This window comes from Streptomyces sp. 4F14 (assembly GCF_048159485.1).
In the GTDB taxonomy this organism is placed as follows: Bacteria; Actinomycetota; Actinomycetes; order Streptomycetales; family Streptomycetaceae; genus Streptomyces.
The window spans coordinates 84,015-105,040 of the sequence record NZ_JBLRVY010000040.1 but is presented as its reverse complement, the minus strand read 5'-3'; the positions used below and the strand labels follow the sequence as shown (position 1 = coordinate 105,040).

Sequence of the window (21,026 nt, the reverse complement as noted above, 5' to 3'; positions counted from 1 at the left end):
CCCCCGGCTCCCCCCCCCCCGCTGGGGTGCCCCGGCGAAAGCCGGGCGGGGGGGTAGTTTCCACCCGGGGGGGCCCCCCCGGCGGGGGCCGGGGGGGCCCCCCGCCCACTTCTGATGGACAATCATGGCATGGCGGAAATCATCCAGAAGGACGGCACCTGGGTCTTCGACGGCGACCGGCTGCGGCTGACGCCCGGCCATGACAAGAACGTGAGCCTGCTCCGCAAGGAACTGGGTGAACTCACCGTCCCCCTGGAGGCGTTGGCCGGTGTCTCCTTCGAACAGGGCAAGAAGAACGGCCGGTTGAGACTGCGTCTGCGCGACGGCGCCGACCCCCTGCTGCTGGCCGCGGCGGGCCGGCTCGCCGAACCCCACGACCCCTATCAACTCGTCGTCGAGTCCGACCGGTACGGCGTCGCCGAGTACCTGGTGGACGAGGTCCGCAACGCGCTGCTCCTGGAGCAGGTGCCGGGCACCCCGGTGGACGCCTTCCTGCTGCCGGGTCCCGCCGTACCGCTCTCGGTGTCCGCCGGGGACGGCAGCGCGAGCTTCGACGGGGACGTCGTACGGCTGGAGTGGAACTGGAAGACCGAGGACGCCAAGTCGGCTTCCGGGACACGGCAGTTGGCGATCGGTGACGTCCTCGGCGTGGAGTGGCAGCCGGCCGCCGGGCTGGAGAACGGGTATCTGCGCTTCACGGTCCGGGGCGCCGCCACGAAGGCGCCGCCGAAGTACGACCCCAACGCCGTCGAGCTGTGGGGGTTCAAGAAGGACCCGCTGATGGCGCTGGTCGCGGCGGCGGTCCAGGCGCGGCTGCCGCATCCGGCGGCGGGGCCGGTTGCCGCGCCTGCCCCTGACGCACCATCAACTCCCTCTCGGCCCAGTGGTGATGACCACGACGCGCTGCTGCGGCGGCTTCGGGAGCTGGGCGAGCTGCACCGGGACGGCGTGTTGACGGAGGAGGAGTTCACCATGGCCAAGCAGGCGATTCTCAAACGACTCTGACGTCCCGTCATGCCGTAGAAGAACCGCCTGCCGCTCAACTCACCTGTGCGCCCCGCCTTCTGGGCACACAGCTCACTTCGCGCGACGCGCCACCGTGAAGTGGTCGACCTGCTCGCCGGTCTCGGCGATCCCGCGCACGGTCAGCGTCGCCGTACGGCCCTTCGCGGCCGGGGTGACATCGACGCGCAGGAACGAGTAGTCGAGGTAGCGCACGCGCGACCAGGTGACCGTCTCGTCGACCTTGCCGTCCTTGGTGTTGATGAAGGAGGCGACGGAGTCGACCTCGTTCTCGTGGCCCTCGTAGGACAGCGGCGCGGTGAACGCGTACAGGCTGCGGCCGGCCGCGCCCGCGGTGACGTAGACGACGCCGTCGGTCTCGGGGTAGGCCGTACCGCCGATCGGGAGCTTCTTGGTGACCGCGCCCTTCTTGATGACGTCGGTGCGCTCGTACTGGTGGTTGTGGCCGTTGATGACCAGGTCCACGGTGTACTTCTCGAACAGCGGCACCCACTCCTGCCGGACCCCGCCCTCGGAGGCGTGCGCGGTGGAGGTGCAGTAGGCGCAGTGGTGGAAGAAGACGACGACGAAGTCGATGTCCTTCGAGGCGCGGTACTTCTTCAGCTGCGCCTCCAGCCATTTGGTCTGAGTCCCGCCGGAGATACCGAGGTTGGCCGGGATCTCGAACGAGATGTCGTTGGCGTCGAGGGAGATGATCGCCGTGTTGCCGTAGGTGAAGGTGTAGACGCCCGGCAGGTTCTTCTTGTCGGGGCCGTTGTCGGGGAGGTTCCAGCGGGCCTCCTCGCCGCCGTAACCGTTGGGCGAGTACCAGGCTTCCATGTCGTGGTTGCCGTAGGCCGGCATCCACGGAACGGACTTGGCGACCGACTCGGTCTGCGCGAGGAACTGGTCCCACACGCGCGAGTCGAAGCCGGTGTCGGCGCTCTTGCCGGCGCCGGTCGGGTCGGCGTACGCGATGTCGCCGGCGTGCAGGTGGAAGGCCGGATTCTGGCCCAGGAGAAGGGAGTTGTTGGCGAGGCCGTGGTAGCTGACGCCCTCGTCGCCGAACGCGGTGAAGGTGAACGGCGCCTTGTGGGCGGGGGCGGTGGTGAACGTGCCCAGGGTGCCCAGGAGATGGGGCGCGGCCGGGTCGAAGCCGGCGTGGCCGACGCCGTAGTAGTACGTCTTGCCGGGGCGCAGGTGGGTCAGCTTGGCGTGCAGGTAGTACTGGGTGTGGTCGCCGCTGGCGCCGACGCCGGCCGGGGTGTACAGCGTGCGGACCTCGGCGTCGATCTTGCGGGAGAGGTCCCAGGGGTGGGCGCCGATGCGGATGTACGGCTTCTTGACGGCGACCGGGACCTGCCAGGAGACGGTGATCTCGGTGCGGGGGTCGTTGCCGTAGGCGAGGTGGCGGCCGAAGGGGGCGACGAGCGAGCCGTCGACCTTCTCCGTAGCTCCCTGGTACGACGGGGTGCGGGGTGCGGCCTGGGCGGTGGCGCCCGGCACGAAGACGCCGCCGGCGACGGCGCCGAGGGTCACGGCGCCGCCTCTCATCATCGACCGGCGGGAGAACTTGGCGCGCAGGTACTCGTGCTGCTCCGCCATCGTCATGCGGGCGGCGAGCTGCTCGGGTACGCCCATGCGAGGAGTGTCCATGAGGTCTGAAATTCGTCCTTCTGAGCGACGGGCCGCAAGACACCGGATGGATGAATCCCGAACAAGGGCTCATGAGACCTTCAACGTTCGCCTATGAATCACCCATCAAGGCGTGCCCGAAATCGGGCAGGTTTCTTGCGAAAGGCGCTTCCTTACCCCAGGATCTACCGGGTGCACGACGAACTCGTTGATCATCTGACGCGGTCCACCCCCCTGAGCCGGGGCGAGGCGCTGCGGGTGATCCAGGACGTGCTCGCCTACTTCGACGAGACGACGGGGGACTACGTCCGTCGCCGCCACCGCGAGCTCCAGGCGCAGGGCCTGGTGAACGCGGAGATCTTCGAGCGGATCGAGGCGGACCTGAAGTACAGGGCGGTCGCGCCGCCGGAGCTCTCCCTCCGGCAGTTGCGCCGCATCATCTACGGCTGAGGAATACCTGTATATGTGCGGAATTGTCGGATACATCGGCAAGCGTGATGTGGCCCCTCTCCTCCTGGAGGGCCTCCAGCGGCTGGAGTACCGGGGGTACGACTCGGCGGGCATCGTCGTCTCCTCCCCGAAGTCGGCCGGTCTGAAGGTCGTCAAGGCCAAGGGCCGCGTCCGTGACCTGGAGGCCAAGGTCCCGGCGCGCTTCAAGGGCACCACCGGCATCGCGCACACCCGCTGGGCCACCCACGGCGCCCCCTCCGACGTGAACGCGCACCCGCACCTCTCGGCCGACCTGAGCGTCGCCGTCGTCCACAACGGCATCATCGACAACGCCTCCGACCTGCGGCGCAAACTGGAGGCGGACGGCGTCGAGTTCCTCTCCGAGACCGACACCGAGGTCCTCACCCACCTGATCGCCCGCTCGCAGGCCGAGAAGCTGGAGGACAAGGTCCGCGACGCCCTGCGCCTGGTCGAGGGCACGTACGGCATCGCCGTCATGCACGCCGACTTCCCCGACCGCATCGTCGTCGCCCGCAACGGCTCCCCGGTCGTCCTCGGCATCGGCGAGAAGGAGATGTTCGTCGCCTCGGACATCGCCGCGCTGGTCGCGCATACCCGTCAGGTGGTAACGCTGGACGACGGCGAGATGGCCACCCTGAAGGCGGACGACTTCCGTACGTACACCACGGAGGGGACCCGTACTACTTCAGAGCCGACGACCGTCGAGTGGGAGGCCGCCTCCTACGACATGGGCGGCCACGACACCTACATGCACAAGGAGATCCACGAGCAGGCCGAGGCCGTCGACCGCGTCCTGCGCGGCCGGATCGACGACCGCTTCTCCACCGTCCACCTCGGCGGCCTCAACCTCGACGCGCGCGAGGCCCGGCAGATCCGGCGCGTGAAGATCCTCGGCTGCGGCACCTCGTACCACGCGGGCATGATCGGCGCCCAGATGATCGAGGAGCTGGCCCGCATCCCCGCCGACGCCGAGCCGGCTTCCGAGTTCCGCTACCGCAACGCGGTCGTCGACCCCGACACCCTGTACATCGCCGTCTCCCAGTCCGGCGAGACGTACGACGTCCTCGCGGCCGTCCAGGAGCTGAAGCGCAAGGGCGCGCGCGTCCTCGGCGTCGTCAACGTCGTCGGCTCGGCGATCGCCCGCGAGGCCGACGGCGGCATCTACGTGCACGCCGGCCCCGAGGTCTGCGTCGTCTCCACCAAGTGCTTCACGAACACGACGGTGGCGTTCGCGCTGCTGGCCCTGCACCTGGGCCGCACGCGTGACCTGTCGGTGCGCGACGGCAAGCGGATCATCGAGGGGCTGCGCAAACTCCCGGGCCAGATCGCGGAGATCATGGCGAACGAGGCCGAGTACGAGAAGCTGGCGGCCGAGTTGGCGGAGGCCCGCTCGATGCTGTTCATCGGGCGCGTGCGCGGTTACCCCGTCGCCCGGGAGGCGTCCCTCAAGCTCAAGGAGGTCTCCTACATCCACGCCGAGGCGTACCCCGCCTCGGAGTTGAAGCACGGGCCCCTCGCGCTCATCGAGCCCGCCCTCCCGACGGTCGCCATCGTCCCCGACGACGACCTGCTGGAGAAGAACCGCGCCGCCCTGGAGGAGATCAAGGCCCGCAGCGGCCGGATCGTCGCCGTCGCCCACCGCGACCAGGAGAAGGCCGACCGCACGATCGTCGTCCCGAAGAACGAGGACGAGCTGGACCCGATCCTGATGGGCATCCCGCTCCAACTCCTCGCGTACTACACGGCGAAGGCCCTGGGCAGGGACATCGACAAGCCGCGCAACCTGGCGAAGTCGGTGACGGTCGAGTAGAGATTTTTTCGCCCCCGACCGCCGAAGCGATAATTGAGGAACCCCCGCGGCGAGCAACCAGGTCCGCGAGAGCGGCGCCGGTTTAGGCGCAAAGGCAGGAACGGGTCCCCGGTGATGCCACCTTCACCGGGGACCCGTTCATAGGTGCCGGGGACGCCCAACTCCCCGGCTGCGGCTGCCTTTTAGCCGGTGGCCGTCACCCCCCGGCCGGCAGCGCGTCCACGTCGGGGCAGGGCGGTGGGCCAGTGGGCCAACGCAGCTGTCGCGGCGTACCAGGCGACCGCGCCCGCCGCTACGGCGAACCAACCGCCCACCTTCGCAAGGGAGTCGGGGCCCCACAGCCGCGCTACGGCCATCAGGACCAGCGCGACGAGGAACAACCCGTAGGTCCCCTGGGTGAGTTGGTCCCCGCCGGAGACCGTGAGGGACAGGGCGATGAGCGCGAACAGCAGCAGGAACAACCCGGCCGCGTTGTCGGAGACCTGGTTGCCGGCGGACACGGCCCAGGTGAACCAGAACGCCCCGACGGCCACGAACCCGGTCCCGTTCAGGGTGTCGTGGTCCCGGAAGGCGAAGAGTCCGGCGACGAAGAGGGTGACGCCGCCGACGTAGTGGGCGACGGAGACGGCGTCGGCCGCCGAGACCCCGTCGATGACATCGGCGTACCCGAGCCCGAAGGCCAACAGGGTGACGGCGAGGGCGAGTCGGCCGGCGATCGTGGAGGTGCCTGTGATTCCCGCAGAGACGTCGTTGGCCACGGCGGGGCTCCCTTCAAGCATGTGCAGTTGTGCGGTGTGCGATATATGCCCTTCACAAAGGCACGAACACCTCTACGCGCCGGTAGCTTCATGCCTCCGCACAAGCCTGACCTCAGGAGTCACCCGTCCCTCAAAAGGCTTACGGGTCCTACGGGATGACGACCACGGGCCGCTGCGCGCGCTTCGCGAGCCGCCCCGCGACGGAGCCGAAGATCCGGCCCACGATGCCGTGCGTGGAGCCGACGACGATCGCGTCCGCCTCGTACTCCCGCCCCACCTCTTCGAGTTCGTGGCAGATGTCACCGCCGCGCTCGACGAGGATCCACGGCACCTCCGACAGGTACTCCGCGCAGGCGAGTTCGAGGCCGAGGACCTCGGTGCGGTGGTCGGGGACGTCGACGAAGACCGGGGGCTCGCAGCCCGCCCACACGGTCGTGGGCAGCCGGTTGGCGACGTGGACGATGATCAGACCCGCACGGGAGCGGTGGGCCATGCCGATGGCGTACGCGAGGGCCCGCTCGCTCGACGTGGAGCCGTCGAAGCCGACGACGACGCCGTGCTTGAAGGCGGGATCGCAGGTGGGACGTGCTTCTTCCGCCGCCAGGGGCTCGGCCGCCGTAGGGTCGGCGACGGGCCGCTTGCGGTCTGCGGGTTCGAAGAATTCGTGACCGGCCATGACTGTCTCGGCGTATCGATCCTTGTGATGGGAGGGCGACAGGAGCGGCGGAGCTGTTGTCCGGGAATCATCTTCCCAACCCCATACCCCCAAGGGTACGGCGGCACGCCTCCTCAGCCCATATCCCGCGCCCGTCCGGTGGGGGGTTCCAGGGAGCATGCACGAGGTGGCGCCCGTAACGCAATGGTTGCTGCCCCGTACAGGCGGTTTGCACAGGAATCACTGACGCGGCCCCTACACCCGAGTGACCGACCGGTCGAACAGGCGTTGAACCCGGTGACCGGCCGCCCCCACCGACCGCACCCGGGAGACAGGAAGACCGCCATGCCCGTACCCCGTAGTACCTCCGAGGGACCCCCGGGGTCCGCCGAGGACCGGACGACCGATCTCATCCGTTGGGCGGTCTTCTCCTGTCTCCTCGTACCCGTAGTACTCCTTTGGTACGGCACCTCGCTCGGCGGCACCGCCGGCACCGCGCTGGGGCTGGCCGCCGTGACCGCCGTGTGCCGGGTGCTGCTGCGGCAGTCGGAGCGCTGCGAGGCGCGTGTGCTCGCCGAGGAACGCGCCCCGCACACGCACCACCACAGGCGCCCCCCGCGTGCGGGCGCGGGCGCGCACCGAGGCGGACGTCACACCGGGGGAGGGTCACCGGTCGGTTGACCGGTTTCCGCGCACAACCACATCGCTTTTCAGCCAACTTCCCGTACCTGTGCATCAGGTGCGCCAAACACCCCCTACCCCCCGTTTGACCTGCACGGAAAGGGTCTCAGAGACCCCCCGCACCCTACGCAGATTGGCCACTGCCCCGAGGCGCACTTCCCTACGCGTCGTCCTAGTGCAACGCTTCGTGATCGAATGCTTCACGCCAAGTTGCCATGTCGACAATGCGCCGGGTGGAGAACTGGCCACCGCGGCACGACGCGACACAGTAGATTCGATCTTGACTGTCTACGGCGGGGGACTCGTGCAGGACCGAGGGGAAACGTGCAGGAGCGACACAACCGAGGAGCCGCGACCACCGAGGGGGGCTTAGCAGGATGAGCCACGACTCCACTGCCGCGCCGGAAGCCGCTGCCCGGAAGCTTTCCGGGCGCCGCCGCAAGGAGATCGTCGCGGTGCTGCTGTTCAGCGGCGGCCCCATATTCGAGAGTTCCATACCGCTGTCGGTGTTCGGCATCGACCGCCAGGACGCCGGCGTACCGCGCTACCGCCTGCTGGTGTGCGCCGGCGAGGACGGCCCGCTGCGGACCACGGGGGGCCTGGAACTCACCGCGCCACACGGTCTGGAGGCGATCTCCCGCGCCGGGACGGTCGTCGTACCGGCCTGGCGCTCGATCACCGCGCCACCGCCCGAGGAGGCGCTCGACGCGCTGCGCCGGGCACATGAGGAGGGAGCCCGCATCGTCGGGCTCTGCACGGGCGCCTTCGTCCTCGCGGCCGCCGGGCTGCTGGACGGCCGTCCGGCGACCACCCACTGGATGTACGCGCCGACCCTGGCGAAGCGTTATCCGTCGGTGCACGTCGATCCGAGAGAGCTGTTCGTCGACGACGGCGACGTCCTCACGTCCGCCGGTACGGCGGCCGGGATCGACCTGTGCCTGCACATCGTGCGCACGGACCACGGCAACGAGGCGGCCGGCGCGCTGGCTCGCCGGCTCGTCGTCCCGCCGCGCCGCTCGGGCGGTCAGGAGCGCTATCTCGACCGGTCTTTACCCGAGGAGATCGGAGCCGACCCGCTCGCCGAGGTCGTCTCCTGGGCGCTGGAACACCTCCACGAACAGTTCGACGTGGAGACGCTCGCCGCCCGCGCGTACATGAGCCGGCGCACGTTCGACCGCCGGTTCCGCTCGCTGACCGGCAGCGCGCCGCTGCAGTGGCTGATCACCCAACGGGTGCTCCAGGCACAGCGGTTGCTGGAGACGTCCGACTACTCGGTGGACGAGGTCGCGGGCCGCTGCGGCTTCCGCTCACCGGTGGCGCTGCGCGGGCACTTCCGCCGCCAGCTCGGCTCCTCGCCGGCCGCGTACCGCGCCGCGTACCGGGCCCGCCGTCCGCAGAGCGAACGCCAGCTGGACAGCGATCCCGCCCCGGCCCCGCTGGGCCCGCCGTCCCCGGGGCTGCACCCCGAGCCGCCGGTCCCGCTCCAGGCCCGCCGTACGGCGTCCGTCGGGTCCCCGGCGGGTGCCGGGCTCTCCCCGGACCACGCGGTCTCCCGCGAACGGGACCGGGATCCGTACGCCACCGCCCGCGCGGCCCTGCCGGGGCAGCGCAGCGGAACGTGAGCCCGGCGGCCGGTCGACCGGTCTGATGCCTGGCCCGGAAGGGGTAGTCCTTCCGGGCCAGGCTTCTGTACGTCTCGGGAGGTACCTCTCAAGGGGTACTACCGGGGAGCTGCCCCAGGTCGGGGTACACCCGATCGGTGGATGTCAGCCTTAGGGTGGACGCATGAACGATCGCATGGTGTGGATCGACTGCGAGATGACCGGCCTCTCGCTGTCCGACGACGCTCTCATCGAGGTTGCCGCCCTCGTCACCGACTCCGAGCTGAACGTGCTCGGCGAGGGGGTCGACATCGTCGTCCGCCCGCCGGACGCGGCGCTGGAGACGATGCCGGAGGTGGTGCGTCAGATGCACACCTCGTCCGGACTGCTCGCCGAGCTCGCGGGCGGTACGACGCTGGCGGACGCCGAGGCGCAGGTCCTCGCGTACATCCGCGAGCACGTGAAGGAGCCCGGCAAGGCGCCGCTGTGCGGCAACTCCGTCGGCACCGACCGCGGCTTCCTCTCCCGGGACATGCCCGCGCTGGAGTCCTACCTCCACTACCGCATCGTCGACGTCTCCTCCGTCAAGGAGCTGGCCCGGCGCTGGTACCCGCGCGCCTACTTCAACAGCCCGGAGAAGAACGGCAACCACCGCGCCCTCGCCGACATCCGCGAATCCATCGCGGAACTCCGCTACTACCGCGACGCGATCTTCGTCCCCCAGCCCGGGCCCGACTCGGACACCGCGAAGTCCATCGCCGCACGGCACGTCCTACCTGCGAGCTAGTCCTCAGGTCCCCTTCGAAGGGGCGCCGCGAAACCCGTGCGCGAGCACCCCTTCGGACCCTGTACACTTTTTCTCGGCCGGTAGGAGAGAAACACTCCGACGCCGGACATGGTGGGTGTAGCTCAGCTGGTAGAGCACCTGGTTGTGGTCCAGGATGCCGCGGGTTCGAGTCCCGTCACTCACCCTGAAGTATTGAGGGCCGATCCGCTCAGGCGGGTCGGCCCTCAGTCGTATGCTCCCCCGCGAGGCTCTGGCCCGGGTCGCGCCCGCCGGACAGGCGGCCGGCTCCGCGTTCGAGGTGGAGGTCGCCCGGCTGCTCGCCGTGGCCGGTGCTCCGGTGAGTGAGCTCGATCACCGGGTCGAACCGCGCGTCCGGGTACGTGACGGGTTCGCCGTCTCGCCCTGGACGTACTACGAGCCCACGGGCGCGGAGATCGCGCCGGACGCCTACGCCGACGTCCTCATCCGGCACCACACCGCCCTGCGCCGGATCACCCTGGACGTGCCCCACGTCACCGAGCGCGCCGCCACGGCGTTGCGGGAGGTGACCCAGGGGTGTCCCGAACTCCCTCACGCCGAACGGGAGTTCCTGGTCGGTGCGCTGCGTGGACTGGGCGCTGTTCTCGGCGTGGCGCTGGCGGCCGGACGACCGGATGCCCGATCGGGAACGCCTGCGGGTGGAGGGGCTGGAGAAGGTGCGAGCGGCTCTCGATCGCTGTGGAACGGCGGGGAGTTGAGCATCAGGCTGCCTGGGCCGAAGCCCTCCGCCACTCCCCCGCCAGCTCCCGTACGTCCGCGAACCGCTCCCCCGGCTCCTCGTGGGTCGCCCGCTCGACCACCGCGAACTGCTCCGCCGTCCCCCGCCATCCGCGCTCGTCCTCGCCCGCGTCCAGCAGGAGGCGTACGGCTCTGCCGAGGACGTACACCGTCGTGCGGGAGTCGATGCGGGCGCCTCGGTGCCATTCCTCGGGGGCCATGAAGCGGCGGGAGCCGGGGAGGCGGGCGGCGGTCAGGCGGAGGGGGGACGGGCGGTACTCGTCGAGGTCGATGAGGTGGAGGGCGGCGCCGTCGAAGTCGTAGAGGAGGGCGCCGTCGTAGAAGTCGACGGGCTGCCAGCCGGCCGACTCCACGGCGAGGTGGGCGTCCAGGAGGGTGTCCAGGGCCCGGTGGACCTCGGGGAGCGGCAACCGGCGGAAGCGGGTGCGGTGTTCGGGGGTGTAGAGGAGGCCGCCGTCCCGCCAGGGCATCACCGCCGCCGGGCCCAGCCGGTGGAGCTGGGGGACTATCGCGGGGTGACGTACGGCTCGGTGGAAGCGCCAGGCCCGGGCCAGGGTGCGGTGGGCCTCGGGGGTCGTGAGGGTCTTCACGAACCAGCGTTCGCCGCTCGGGAGGCGTACCCCGTAGGAGGTACATCCCGAGTCCTGTTCCGGGGCGGTGAAGCGGCGGAAGACCTCGCCGATACCTGAGAGGTAGCTCTCCAGGGGGACGGGGAGATCGTCGAGGTCCAGGAGGGGGTGCGGGGGCATGGCGGGGAGTGTTCCAGGGGCCCGACGGGGTCGTCCAGCGAGAAACTGCCGGGTCACGGCGGGGGTCGTATCGTCGAGGTAGGAGCCGTTCGTGTGGTTGGGAGGCTCGCCATGTCGTACCAGGGATGGACCAGTCCTACGCCGCCACCTGCCGCACCCCGCGGGCGTGCCCGTCGTAGACGCCGGCCCCGGTGGCGGGCGCTCACGTGGGTGATCCTGGGGTTCAACGCACTGATGCTCGTATGGCTCGTCAACGGGATCGACGACGCGTCCGATGAGGGCAAGGACTGCGGGGCCGATGAGCTGTGTCAGAACGCCAACGACCTCGGGACCGCCATCGGCGCCGGGTTCATCCTCTTCATCTGGGTCGCCGGAGCCGTCATCCTCGGCGTCATCTGGCTCGTCACCAACAAGTCCTCCGGCCGACCGGCACGACGCCCGCCGGACTCCCCGCCACCACCCGCGCGCTGGTGAATGAACCCCGCCCTCAGGAAGACGCCCGCACCACCAGCTCCGTAGCCACCACGATCTGCCTCCGCTCCAGCCCCCGCGACACCGCCGGGCGCCGGTCCGCGATCTCGGTCAGGAGGAGGTCCAGCATGTGCCGGCCCATCTCCTCGATCGGCTGGCGGACGCTGGTGAGGGGCGGCTCCATGTGCCGGGCGATGGCGGAGTCGTCGTACCCCACGAGAGCTACGTCGTGAGGGGTACCGCGGCCGGCCTCGCGCAGCGCCTGGCGGGCGCCGGCGGCCATGACGTCGGAGCCGGCGAAGACGGCGTCCAGGAGAGGGGCGCGGGCGAGGAGGCGCTGGGCGGCGCGGTAACCGCTCTCCTCCGTGAAGTCCCCGGCCTCGATGAGCGGCTCCCGGCCCGCGTCCTCCATCGCGTCCCGGTAGCCGTCGACGCGCCGCTGCGCGCCGTACACGTCCGGCAGGCCGGTGATGTGGGCGATGCGTTCGCGGCCCCGCGAGAGCAAATGCTCGACGGCGGAGCGGCCGCCGCCGTAGTTGTCGGAGTCGACGGACGGCAGGGTCTCGGCGGCGGAGCGGGGGCCGCTGATGACGGAGGGGATCTCCAGCTGGGCGAGCAGGTCGGGGAGGGGGTCGTCGGCGTGCACGGAGACGAGCAGGACGCCGTCGACGCGGTGCGCGGCGAGGTACTGCGCGAGGCGTTTGCGCTCCCGGTCGTTGCCCGCGAAGATCAGTAGCAACTGCATCTCGGTGTCGGAGAGTTCGGCGCCGACGCCGCGCAGGATGTCGGAGAAGTACGGCTCGGAGAAGAACCGCGTCTCGGGCTCGGGGACGACGAGCGCTATCGCGTCGGTGCGGTTCGCGGCGAGCGCGCGGGCGGCGGTGTTCGGGACGTACCCCAGCTCCGCGACGGCGGCCTCGACGGCGGCGCGGGTGGCGTCGGAGACCCGGGGGGAGCCGTTGATCACCCGGGAGACGGTGCCCCGGCCGACGCCCGCGCGGGCGGCCACCTCCTCAAGGGTCGGGCGGCCACCGCTGCGGCCCCGCGCTCCGTGGGTTGCCATGGGCCCCGCCTTCCCTCGATCGCTACGCACTGGCCTGGAATCTAACAGCCCTGTCCTGACATGAAACGGCCCGCACCGCACCCTCGCCAGCGGGACCCGCCCGGCCGAAAACCGACGGGTCCCGCTTCCAGTTAACGTCCCGATAACTGAACGCATCTCTCCGCGTCGACTCCCTTGACACCCCCGCCGGAACCGACGACTCTTCAACACATCACTTGTGGGAGCGCTCCCACACTACCTGACACATACACATCCCGCACGTTCCCCACCCGAGCCGCAGCGAGAAAAGTACGGGTCCAACCATGCAAGTTGGCCGGGGGTCGGCACGTCAGGGCAACAGGAGGACGCAATGCGAGCACGTTCCCGAACCTCCCGTCGGGTGGTGGTCCTGGCGGCTGCCGTGTCGTTGGGCGCCGGGCTGCTGGCCGGCTGTGCAGACGACGGCGACAACGCATCCAGCGATCCGTCGGCGTCGTCCGGCGGCGGTGGCGGCAAGGGGCAGACGACGATCACCCTCGGACTCTTCGGCACCCAGGGCTTCAAGGAGGCCGGTCTCTACACCGAGTACGAGAAGCTCCACCCGGACATCAAGATCCAGGAGAACGTGGTCGAGCGGAACGAGAACTACTACCCGGCGCTGCTCAACCACCTCACCACCAACGCCGGTCTGATGGACGTCCAGGCCATCGAGGTCGGCAACATCGCGGAGATCGTCGCGACGCAGGCCGACAAGTTCGAGGACATCGGCAAGGCCGAGGGCGTCGTCAAGAGCAACTGGCTGGACTGGAAGTGGGCGCAGTCCACCACCAAGGACGGCAGGACGATCGCCCTGGGTACGGACGTCGGCCCGACCGGCATCTGCTACCGCAAGGACCTCTTCGCGGCGGCGGGGCTGCCCACCGACCGCGCCCAGGTCGCCCAACTGTGGGCGGGGGACTGGAAGAAGGTCATCAGCGTCGGCGAGCGGTACAAGTCCAAGGCCCCGAGCGGGACTTACTTCATGGACTCGCCCGGCGGACTGTTCAACGCCATCACCGGCAGCCAGAAGGAGAAGTTCTACAACACGTCCGGCGAGGTCGTCTACAAGACCAACCCCGCGGTGCGCGCCGCGTTCGACATCGCCGGAGAGGCCGCCCAGAAGGGCCTGGTCCAGCCGGTGACCCAGTTCCAGACCGGGTGGGACCAGAGCATCGCCAACAACAAGTTCGCGGCGATCACCTGCCCGCCGTGGATGCTCGGCTACCTGAAGGGCAAGTCGAAGCCCGAGGCGGTCGGCAAGTGGGACGTCGCGCAGGCGCCGCAGGCCGGCAACTGGGGCGGCACCTTCCTCGGCGTCCCCAAGACCAGCAAGAACGTCAAGGAGGCCGAGGCGCTGGTGACTTGGCTGACCCAGCCCGCGCAGCTCGCCAAGCTCTTCGCCATCCAGGGCAGCGTCCCGAGCACGCCCGCGGCGTACACGATGCCCCAGGTCATCGCCGGCAAGAACGAGATGACCGGTGACGCCCCGATCGGCCAGATCTTCACCGAGGCCGCCAAGAACATCCCGGTCCAGCCGATCGGCCCGAAGGACCAGATCATCCAGCAGGGCATGACCGACAACGGCGTGTTCCTGGTGACGAAGGGCAAGTCGATCCAGGAGGCATGGGACACCGCCACCAAGACCATCGACAACAACCTGGACAAGTGACCCGCATGGCCAGTCATGACACCGCCGCGCCCCCCGCGAAGGGGGGCGCGGCCCCGGGCCGCCCCGCGCCCGGTGAGCTCTCCGAGGCGGAGAAGAAGCGCCGGGCCCGGCTCTCGCGGCGCTGGCAGCGGGACATCAAGTGGAGCCCGTACACGTTCGTCTCGCCGTTCTTCCTGCTCTTCCTGGCCTTCGGGCTGTTCCCGCTGATCTACACCGGCTGGGCCTCGCTGCACCAGGTGGAGCTGACCGCGCCCACCGACATGAAGTGGGTGGGGCTGCGCAACTACACGCGGATCTTCGACGACGACTTCTTCTGGAACGCGGCGAAGAACACGCTGACGATCGGCATCATCTCGACCGTCCCGCAGCTGCTGATGGCCCTGGGGATCGCGCACATCCTCAACTACCGGCTGCGCGCCTCGACTTTCTACCGTGTGGTGATCCTCGCGCCGTACGCGACGTCGATCGCCGCCGCCTCGCTCGTCTTCGTGCTGCTCTTCGGGCGCGACTACGGGATGATCAACTGGGCCCTGGATCTGGTGGGTTTCGGCCCGGTGGACTGGCAGGGCGACAAGTGGCCCTCGCAGATCGCCGTTTCGACGATCATCATCTGGCGGTGGACCGGCTACAACGCGCTGATCTACCTGGCCGCGATGCAGGCGATCCCCAACGACCTCTACGAATCGGCCGCGTTGGACGGCGCGAGCCGCTGGCAGCAGTTCATCCACGTGACGCTGCCGTCGCTGCGGCCGACGATCCTGTTCACGGTCGTCGTCTCCACGATCGGCGCGAGCCAGGTCTTCGGCGAGCCCCTGCTGTTCGACCCGAACAAGGGAGCGTCGGGCGGCGGGGAGCACCAGTTCCAGACGCTCGGCCTCTATCTGTACGAACAGGGCTGGGTCAACCAGCACTTGGGCCGCGCCTCGGCGATCGCCTGGACGATGTTCCTGATCCTCATCGTGATCGGCATCGTCAACTACGTCATCTCGCGCCGCCTGCGCGCCAGCAGTGGCAGTTAGGAGTACGACGGTGACGACGACGTTGCCCAAACCCGTCCCGGAGGAGACGGCACCCAGGCCGACGCGCCGCCGACTCGCCAAGTCGGGCCGCGCGGGAGGGCAGTTGCACGGCGGCCCGATCGCCTACATCATCCTCGGGCTGTTCACGTTCGGCTCGCTGGCCCCGCTGATCTGGACCGCGATCGCCGCCTCCCGGGACACCAACCGGCTGGCCCAGACGCCGCCCCCGTTCTGGTTCGGCTCGAACCTCTTCAAGAACCTCGACAAGGCGTGGACGGACGCCAACCTGGGCAAGGCGTTCCTCAACACCACGATCGTGGCCGGGACTTCAGCGATCACCATCGTGATCCTGTCGACGATCGCCGGGTTCGCGTTCGCCAAACTCCGCTTCCGGGGGCGGGGCGCGATGATGCTGATCGTCATCGGCACGATGATGGTGCCGCCCCAACTCAGCATCATCCCGCTGTACATGATGGTCGCGAAGCTGGAGTGGACCGACCAGCTCCAGTCCGTGATCCTGCCCTCGCTGGTGAGCGCCTTCGGGGTGTTCTTCATGCGGCAGTACCTGATCCAGGCGCTGCCCGACGAACTCATCGAGGCCGCGCGGGTGGACGGGGCGAGCAGCTGGCGGATCATCTGGCACGTCGTGTTCCCCGCGGCGCGGCCCGCGATGGCCGTGCTCGGCATGCTGACGTTCGTGCAGTCCTGGAACGACTTCCTGTGGCCGTTCCTCGTCCTGAGCCAGACCGGCAACCCCACGGTCCAGGTCGCCCTGGCCGGTCTCGGCCGCGGCTACACCCCCGACCAGTCCCTCATCATGGCCGGCGCCTTCCTCGGCACGGTCCCCCTGCTGATCGTCTTCGCCGTCTTCGGCAAGCAGATCGTGGGCGGGATCATGCAGGGGGCGGTCAAAGGCTGAGCGGGCGCAGGGAGTCGACGGAGTCGGCCGTACCCCGTACCGAACCGGATACGGCCGACTCCCCCGGCTCCCGGGCCTGTTGCCCCCGGCAGGCCCGACTCCTCTTCCCTGTCCCCCACTTCAGTCCCCCAACAGGCTCACCCCCACCATCCCCCCGCCACTCTCCGTCGGTCTCGACGACCACCTATGGGAGCGCTTCCATGTCTGAGCCCATTACACCTGTCACCTTCCCCTCCACCTTCCTCTGGGGCGCCGCCACCTCCGCGTACCAGATCGAGGGGGCGGTACGGGAAGGCGGCCGCACCCCGTCGATCTGGGACACCTTCAGCCACACACCGGGGAAGACCGCCGCCGGTGAGACCGGTGACATCGCTGTCGACCACTACCACCGCTACCGCGACGACGTGGCGCTGATGGCGGACATGGGCCTCACCTCGTACCGCTTCTCCGTCTCCTGGTCGCGGGTGCAGCCCACCGGGCGCGGGCCCGCCGTCCAGGTCGGCCTGGACTTCTACCGGCGGCTCGTGGACGAGCTGCTCGCGGCCGGGATCAAACCGGCGCTCACGCTCTACCACTGGGACCTGCCGCAGGAGCTGGAGGACGCGGGCGGCTGGCCGGCCCGGGACACGGCGCTGCGGTTCGCGGAGTACGCGCAGATCGTCGGCGAGGCGCTCGGCGACCGGGTGGAGCAGTGGATCACCCTCAACGAGCCCTGGTGCAGCGCCTTTCTGGGGTACGGCTCCGGGGTCCACGCGCCCGGGCGCACCGACCAGGCGGCGGCGCTGAAGGCGGCCCACCATCTCAACCTCGGCCACGGGCTTGCCACTTCGGCGCTGCGGTCGGTGATGCCGGCCCGCAACTCGGTGGCGCTCAGCCTCAACTCCCATGTCGTACGGTCCCTTTCGCAGGATCCCGCCGATCTCGCGGCGGCCCGCAAGATCGACGACCTGGCGAACGGGACCTTCCACGGGCCGATCCTGCACGGCGCCTACCCGGAGAGCCTGATCGCGGCGACCTCCTCCGTCACCGACTGGTCCTTCGTGCAGCACGGCGATCTGCGCACCGCGAACCAGCCGCTGGACGCGCTCGGGCTCAACTACTACGCCCCGACGCTGGTCTCGGCGGGCGGGACGCCGACGAAGGCGCGGCGGGCCGACGGGCACGGGGCCAGCGAGCACACGCCCTGGCCGGGCGCCGACGACGTCGCCTTCCACCAGACGCCGGGCGAGCGGACGGAGATGGGCTGGACCATCGACGCGAGCGGGCTGCACGAGCTGATCATGCGCTACACCCGGGAGGCGCCCGGGCTGCCCCTCTACATCACCGAGAACGGCGCGGCGTACGACGACAAGCCCGACCCCGAGGGCCGCGTCCACGACCCCGAGCGGATCTCCTACCTCCACGCCCACCTCGCCGCGATCCGCCACGCCCTCGCGGACGGGGCGGACGTCCGCGGGTACTACCTGTGGTCGCTGCTGGACAACTTCGAGTGGTCCTACGGGTACGGGAAGCGGTTCGGGGCGGTGTACGTGGACTACGCCACGCTGGGGCGGACGCCGAAGTCGAGCGCGCGGTGGTACGGGCAGGTCGCCCGGACCGGGGTGCTGCCGGGGCTGGAGGCGGTGTCCGGGGAGGGCGGGGTCTAGTACCCGGGCTACCTGAGCGGTAGTCCGGAGGTACTACGGGTACGCGGGGTGCGGCGCGTGGAGGGGACGCGCCGTGCCCCGTCCGTGCCGTCAGGTGAACGCCGACGCGGGTGGGGCCGGGGAGGGGACCGCCGACGCGTCCGTGACCGGCGTCGCGCCGCCCGTGAAGTCCGTGAGGGCGCGGCCGTGCTCGACGCGGACGGGGTGGGGGTCGGTGGCGGCCCGGCGGGTGAGTTCGGGGACCGGGAGCGGGGCGTCGCAGGCGGCGAGGATCGCGTTGCCGAAGCGTCTGCCGCGCAGGACCGTGGGGTCCGCGAGGAGGGCCAGGTGCGCGAAGCGGGAGGCCGCGGTGGCGACCTGGGCGCGCAGGTGGGCCAGCGGCGGGCCGTCCGCGAGGTTCGCGGCGTAGACCGCGCCCGGGCGCAGCGTACGGCGGACCTCGTCGAGGAACTCCGCCGACGTCAGGTGCGCCGGGGTGCGCGCGCCGCTGAAGACGTCGGCGATCACCAGGTCCGCCCAGCCGTCGGGGACCTTCGCGAGCCCTTCGCGCGCGTCGGTCGAGCGGATCCGGATCCGGGCCGCCGGGTCCAGCGGGAGCTGCCTGCGCACGAACTGGACGAGGCGCGCGTCCCGCTCGACGACCTGCTGGGTGGACCGGGGGCGCGTCGCGGCGACGTACCGCGCGAGCGTGAGCCCGCCGCCGCCGAGGTGTACGGCGTGGATCGGCTTGCCCGGCGGTGCGACGAGGTCGATGACGTGCCCCAGCCTGCGCTGGTACTCGAACGACAGGAACCCGGGGTCGTCGAGGTCGACGTGCGACTGCGGGGCCTCGTCGATGAACAGCGTCCACGCGCGCGCCCGGTCCCGGTCGGGCACCAGCCGCGCCAGCCCGCCGTCGACCTCCTCGGCCACTCCCGCGACGTCCGCCCGCCGCCCGCCCTTGCCCTTCGCCATGGCCCCATCCTCGCAGCCCTGGCCGACATGTGCCGCTGCCGCCTTCCGGCCTGTGGATAACTCAGGCCGGAAGGGGTGAGGTACCGGGTGCACCAGCGCCTTTCCCCTGAGGTTTCCGCTGAGGTTTCCCCTGAAGGACCGTTTCCGCTCCCCCAGGGTGAAGTCAGCGGCAGTTGTCCGCCGCCTCGATGAGGCGGGCCGCCTCGCCCAGGGCCCGGCGCAGTTGCGCGGGGTCGGTGGCGAGGTCGGTGTCGCCGGGTGGGAGGAGCCAGTCGGAGCCTTCCACCGGGGGATCGGGGGCGAGCCGCAGGCCGCGGCCGTCCGTCTCCGTGCAGGTGCTGCCGGGGACGTCCCAGGCGGCGGCCGTGCCCGGGGGGACGAGGAAGCCGAGGGTGCGGCCGTCGTCGTCGTGCAGGACGGGCCCGACCGCGTCGCGGGCGCCGCGGCGGAGGATGTCGACCGCCTCCAGGCCCTGGCGCGTCGGCACCGTCACGAGATCGCACGGCGCCGCCGACGGCGTCGTACAGGGGTCGTTGCTCTGGCTGGTCTCCATGCCGGCCTCCACCGCGCAGCCCGATTGCAGTCCACAGCGTTCAACGCGCCACCGCGTCAACGGCTACGGCGGAAGTCAGCCGCAAAGGATGGCACTTCATGGCAGATCGCGCATGAGATATCCGGTTTGTAGCCAAATCCTGTGTGGCGACCCCGGAACAGCAGGTACGTTCTTGCCCGCCGGAAACAGTTGGATACGGCCGTTACAGCCTGATACAGGGCTTTACTCGGCCAATTCTCCCTGAAACCGGCATGGTTCGACGGTTCGCACGAGAGGACCCGGCCATGGCGTCGTCAACGGTGACCCCACCCCGTCCCGACCGGCCCGCACGCCCCAATCACGCCTTCCGGCGCCTGCGCGGACAGCGCTCGCCCGCCGAGTTCGCCGCCCTGGTGCGGCGGGCCGCGCGGGAGATCGGGGAGCGGGTCAGTTGTGACGCGCGCTACATCGGGCGGGTCGAGGCGGGCGAGATCCGCTGCCCCAACTACGCGTACGAACGGGTGTTCCTGCACATGTTCCCCGGCCGCACGCTCACCGACCTGGGTTTCGCCCCCCGCGCGTCCGTACGCGGCCGCGGGGCGCGCGCCCCCGAGAACGCGCCCCGCGCGCACATCCCGTCCCCCGCACGCACCACCGCGTACGCGCGGGGGACGGATGAACCGCGCGCGACGGGTCACCCGTATGACACGCAGGACCCGTACGACACGCACCACGACCACGAGGAGAGCGACGTGCTGCGTCGCGCATTCATGACCGGCGGGGGCGCCACCGTGGCGGCCGTCTCGCTGGGCTCCCTGGGCCTCGCCACCGACGCGTACGCCTCCGGACGGCCCCCGCGCCGCGCCGGAGCGGGCGAGGCGGGCGCCCTGGAGGAAGCGGTCCGCAGAATCCGCCTGCTGGACGACCGGCACGGCGCGGACAGCCTGTACCGGCGTGCCGCCGAGCCGCTGCGCGCCGCGTACGCGCTGCTGGACGCCGGCACCACCCGCCGGACGACCGCGGACCGGCTGTACTCCGGCGCCGGGGAACTGGCCATCTCGGTGGGCTGGCTGGCCCACGACTCCGGGCGGTACGAGGAGGCCCGCTCGCACTACGCGGAGGCGCTGGCGACCGCCCGGATGACCGGCGACCGCGCGCTGGAGGCGCACGCCTTCTGCAACACGGCGTTCCTCTCGCGCGACACCGGGCGCCCGCGCGAGGCGGTGCGCGCGGCGCAGGCCGCCCAGCGTGTCGCGCGCCCGCTGGGCTCCGACCGGCTGCTGTCCCTGCTGGCCCTCAGGGAGGCCGGCGGCTGGGCCGGGCTCGGGGACCTGACGGGCTGCACGCAGGCGCTCACGCGTGCGCACGCCCTGTACGAGCGAGGCCCCTCGGACGCCGACCCCGAGTGGATGAGCTTCTACGGGGCGGCGGAGCTGGCGAGCCTGGAGGCGCAGTGCTGGTCCGCCCTGGGCGACTGGTCCCGGGCCGCCCGGCGCGCGCACGACGCCGCCGACCTCCAGGACGCCGACTTCAGCCGGAACATGGCCCTGTACACGGCCGAGCTGGCCGACGACCTCGCGCGCGACGGGCGTCCCGACGAGGCCGCGCGCGCGGGCCTGCGGGTCCTGGACCTGCTGGGCAACGTCCAGTCGTCGCGGATCCGGGCGATGCTGGGCGACACCGCGCGCGTGCTGCTCCCGCACCGCAGGACGCCGGACGTCTCGGAGTTCCTGGAGCGGCGGGTGCCGCGTCCCAGGAGGCTGTGACACGCGCGCGGGGGTGGCGTCCTCAGCGGCGGCGGGCTCGGCG

General features: G+C 70.5%; 19 protein-coding genes and 1 tRNA gene. 13 read left to right on the top strand and 7 right to left on the bottom strand.

The window, feature by feature from the left end; translation table 11 throughout:
- Window positions 1–129 precede the first annotated feature (129 nt).
- Entirely contained in the window at window positions 130–1,005 is an 876-nt protein-coding gene (locus ACLZOT_RS44670; protein ID WP_416974989.1) for a DUF4429 domain-containing protein, read from the top strand.
- Window positions 1,006–1,077: 72 nt separating this feature from the next.
- Here ACLZOT_RS44670 and ACLZOT_RS44665 read toward each other — a convergent pair whose 3' ends face one another.
- On the bottom strand, window positions 1,078–2,643 hold the full coding sequence (locus ACLZOT_RS44665) for a purple acid phosphatase family protein (protein WP_416974988.1): 1,566 nt from the start codon (window positions 2,641–2,643) through the stop codon (window positions 1,078–1,080).
- A gap of 186 nt (window positions 2,644–2,829) precedes the next feature.
- On the opposite strand from ACLZOT_RS44665, the gene ACLZOT_RS44660 reads away from it, so the two are divergent.
- Together ACLZOT_RS44660 and glmS are read left to right on the top strand one after the other, a co-directional pair.
- Window positions 2,830–3,087, top strand: coding sequence for a hypothetical protein (locus tag ACLZOT_RS44660; protein ID WP_416974987.1), 258 nt, complete (start codon window positions 2,830–2,832; stop codon window positions 3,085–3,087).
- 13 nt (window positions 3,088–3,100) lie between these two features.
- The gene (glmS, locus tag ACLZOT_RS44655; RefSeq protein ID WP_416974986.1) at window positions 3,101–4,918 is read left to right on the top strand and encodes a glutamine--fructose-6-phosphate transaminase (isomerizing); all 1,818 of its coding nucleotides are present in this window, start codon (window positions 3,101–3,103) and stop codon (window positions 4,916–4,918) included.
- Window positions 4,919–5,100: 182 nt separating this feature from the next.
- Here glmS and ACLZOT_RS44650 read toward each other — a convergent pair whose 3' ends face one another.
- Together ACLZOT_RS44650 and ACLZOT_RS44645 are read right to left on the bottom strand one after the other, a co-directional pair.
- Window positions 5,101–5,676: a GPR1/FUN34/YaaH family transporter gene (locus tag ACLZOT_RS44650; RefSeq protein WP_416974985.1), complete on the bottom strand. Its 576-nt coding sequence runs from the start codon at window positions 5,674–5,676 to the stop codon at window positions 5,101–5,103.
- Between the two features lie 148 nt (window positions 5,677–5,824).
- Window positions 5,825–6,352, bottom strand: coding sequence for a universal stress protein (locus tag ACLZOT_RS44645; protein ID WP_416974984.1), 528 nt, complete (start codon window positions 6,350–6,352; stop codon window positions 5,825–5,827).
- Between the two features lie 324 nt (window positions 6,353–6,676).
- Here ACLZOT_RS44645 and ACLZOT_RS44640 point away from each other — a divergent pair, with 324 nt between their 5' ends.
- From ACLZOT_RS44640 to ACLZOT_RS44625, 4 genes are all read left to right on the top strand, one after another.
- The gene (locus tag ACLZOT_RS44640; RefSeq protein WP_416974983.1) at window positions 6,677–7,012 is read left to right on the top strand and encodes a hypothetical protein; all 336 of its coding nucleotides are present in this window, start codon (window positions 6,677–6,679) and stop codon (window positions 7,010–7,012) included.
- A gap of 377 nt (window positions 7,013–7,389) precedes the next feature.
- Window positions 7,390–8,634: a helix-turn-helix domain-containing protein gene (locus ACLZOT_RS44635; RefSeq protein WP_416974982.1), complete on the top strand. Its 1,245-nt coding sequence runs from the start codon at window positions 7,390–7,392 to the stop codon at window positions 8,632–8,634.
- A 163-nt stretch (window positions 8,635–8,797) separates the two neighbouring features.
- A complete protein-coding gene (orn, locus tag ACLZOT_RS44630; RefSeq protein WP_416974981.1) occupies window positions 8,798–9,400 on the top strand; it encodes an oligoribonuclease in 603 nt (200 codons plus the stop codon).
- Window positions 9,401–9,511: 111 nt separating this feature from the next.
- Window positions 9,512–9,584 (top strand) — tRNA-His (locus tag ACLZOT_RS44625).
- Window positions 9,585–10,140: 556 nt separating this feature from the next.
- Here the strand turns inward: ACLZOT_RS44625 and ACLZOT_RS44620 are convergent.
- Complete coding sequence (locus ACLZOT_RS44620; RefSeq protein ID WP_416974980.1) at window positions 10,141–10,926, bottom strand: serine/threonine protein kinase; 786 nt, start codon at window positions 10,924–10,926, stop codon at window positions 10,141–10,143.
- 234 nt (window positions 10,927–11,160) lie between these two features.
- Between ACLZOT_RS44620 and ACLZOT_RS44615 the strand changes: the two genes are divergently transcribed.
- Window positions 11,161–11,400 carry a hypothetical protein gene (locus tag ACLZOT_RS44615; protein WP_416974979.1) on the top strand — a complete coding sequence of 80 codons (240 nt, stop codon included), beginning with the start codon at window positions 11,161–11,163 and terminating at the stop codon, window positions 11,398–11,400.
- Window positions 11,401–11,413: 13 nt separating this feature from the next.
- On the opposite strand, the gene ACLZOT_RS44610 is transcribed toward ACLZOT_RS44615, so the two are convergent.
- Complete coding sequence (locus ACLZOT_RS44610; protein ID WP_416974978.1) at window positions 11,414–12,460, bottom strand: LacI family DNA-binding transcriptional regulator; 1,047 nt, start codon at window positions 12,458–12,460, stop codon at window positions 11,414–11,416.
- Between the two features lie 349 nt (window positions 12,461–12,809).
- On the opposite strand from ACLZOT_RS44610, the gene ACLZOT_RS44605 reads away from it, so the two are divergent.
- From ACLZOT_RS44605 to ACLZOT_RS44590, 4 genes are all read left to right on the top strand, one after another.
- Complete coding sequence (locus ACLZOT_RS44605) at window positions 12,810–14,147, top strand: ABC transporter substrate-binding protein (protein ID WP_416974977.1); 1,338 nt, start codon at window positions 12,810–12,812, stop codon at window positions 14,145–14,147.
- 5 nt (window positions 14,148–14,152) lie between these two features.
- Window positions 14,153–15,166, top strand: a complete 1,014-nt coding sequence (locus tag ACLZOT_RS44600; protein ID WP_416974976.1) for a carbohydrate ABC transporter permease — start codon at window positions 14,153–14,155, stop codon at window positions 15,164–15,166.
- Between the two features lie 10 nt (window positions 15,167–15,176).
- Window positions 15,177–16,085: a carbohydrate ABC transporter permease gene (locus ACLZOT_RS44595; protein ID WP_416974975.1), complete on the top strand. Its 909-nt coding sequence runs from the start codon at window positions 15,177–15,179 to the stop codon at window positions 16,083–16,085.
- A gap of 200 nt (window positions 16,086–16,285) precedes the next feature.
- The gene (locus ACLZOT_RS44590; protein WP_416974974.1) at window positions 16,286–17,731 is read left to right on the top strand and encodes a GH1 family beta-glucosidase; all 1,446 of its coding nucleotides are present in this window, start codon (window positions 16,286–16,288) and stop codon (window positions 17,729–17,731) included.
- A gap of 90 nt (window positions 17,732–17,821) precedes the next feature.
- On the opposite strand, the gene ACLZOT_RS44585 is transcribed toward ACLZOT_RS44590, so the two are convergent.
- On the bottom strand, window positions 17,822–18,685 hold the full coding sequence (locus ACLZOT_RS44585) for a spermidine synthase (protein WP_416974973.1): 864 nt from the start codon (window positions 18,683–18,685) through the stop codon (window positions 17,822–17,824).
- A gap of 163 nt (window positions 18,686–18,848) precedes the next feature.
- Window positions 18,849–19,238 (bottom strand): hypothetical protein, encoded by a 390-nt coding sequence (locus tag ACLZOT_RS44580; RefSeq protein ID WP_416974972.1) that lies wholly within the window; start codon window positions 19,236–19,238, stop codon window positions 18,849–18,851.
- Between the two features lie 284 nt (window positions 19,239–19,522).
- Between ACLZOT_RS44580 and ACLZOT_RS44575 the strand changes: the two genes are divergently transcribed.
- Window positions 19,523–20,983, top strand: coding sequence for a hypothetical protein (locus ACLZOT_RS44575; RefSeq protein ID WP_416974971.1), 1,461 nt, complete (start codon window positions 19,523–19,525; stop codon window positions 20,981–20,983).
- Window positions 20,984–21,026 lie beyond the last annotated feature (43 nt).

What these genes read in the sequence shown, in the direction of transcription:
- ACLZOT_RS44605 (WP_416974977.1), top strand. Translation starts at nt 12,810, where the DNA reads ATGCGAGCACGTTCCCGAACCTCCCGTCGGGTGGTGGTCCTGGCGGCT.
- ACLZOT_RS44645 (WP_416974984.1), bottom strand. Translation starts at nt 6,352, where the DNA reads ATGGCCGGTCACGAATTCTTCGAACCCGCAGACCGCAAGCGGCCCGTC.
- orn (WP_416974981.1), top strand. Translation starts at nt 8,798, where the DNA reads ATGAACGATCGCATGGTGTGGATCGACTGCGAGATGACCGGCCTCTCG.
- glmS (WP_416974986.1), top strand. Translation starts at nt 3,101, where the DNA reads ATGTGCGGAATTGTCGGATACATCGGCAAGCGTGATGTGGCCCCTCTC.
- ACLZOT_RS44580 (WP_416974972.1), bottom strand. Translation starts at nt 19,238, where the DNA reads ATGGAGACCAGCCAGAGCAACGACCCCTGTACGACGCCGTCGGCGGCG.
- ACLZOT_RS44635 (WP_416974982.1), top strand. Translation starts at nt 7,390, where the DNA reads ATGAGCCACGACTCCACTGCCGCGCCGGAAGCCGCTGCCCGGAAGCTT.
- ACLZOT_RS44600 (WP_416974976.1), top strand. Translation starts at nt 14,153, where the DNA reads ATGGCCAGTCATGACACCGCCGCGCCCCCCGCGAAGGGGGGCGCGGCC.
- ACLZOT_RS44585 (WP_416974973.1), bottom strand. Translation starts at nt 18,685, where the DNA reads ATGGCGAAGGGCAAGGGCGGGCGGCGGGCGGACGTCGCGGGAGTGGCC.
- ACLZOT_RS44670 (WP_416974989.1), top strand. Translation starts at nt 130, where the DNA reads ATGGCGGAAATCATCCAGAAGGACGGCACCTGGGTCTTCGACGGCGAC.
- ACLZOT_RS44620 (WP_416974980.1), bottom strand. Translation starts at nt 10,926, where the DNA reads ATGCCCCCGCACCCCCTCCTGGACCTCGACGATCTCCCCGTCCCCCTG.
- ACLZOT_RS44610 (WP_416974978.1), bottom strand. Translation starts at nt 12,460, where the DNA reads ATGGCAACCCACGGAGCGCGGGGCCGCAGCGGTGGCCGCCCGACCCTT.
- ACLZOT_RS44590 (WP_416974974.1), top strand. Translation starts at nt 16,286, where the DNA reads ATGTCTGAGCCCATTACACCTGTCACCTTCCCCTCCACCTTCCTCTGG.
- ACLZOT_RS44615 (WP_416974979.1), top strand. Translation starts at nt 11,161, where the DNA reads ATGCTCGTATGGCTCGTCAACGGGATCGACGACGCGTCCGATGAGGGC.
- ACLZOT_RS44640 (WP_416974983.1), top strand. Translation starts at nt 6,677, where the DNA reads ATGCCCGTACCCCGTAGTACCTCCGAGGGACCCCCGGGGTCCGCCGAG.
- ACLZOT_RS44665 (WP_416974988.1), bottom strand. Translation starts at nt 2,643, where the DNA reads ATGGGCGTACCCGAGCAGCTCGCCGCCCGCATGACGATGGCGGAGCAG.
- ACLZOT_RS44575 (WP_416974971.1), top strand. Translation starts at nt 19,523, where the DNA reads ATGGCGTCGTCAACGGTGACCCCACCCCGTCCCGACCGGCCCGCACGC.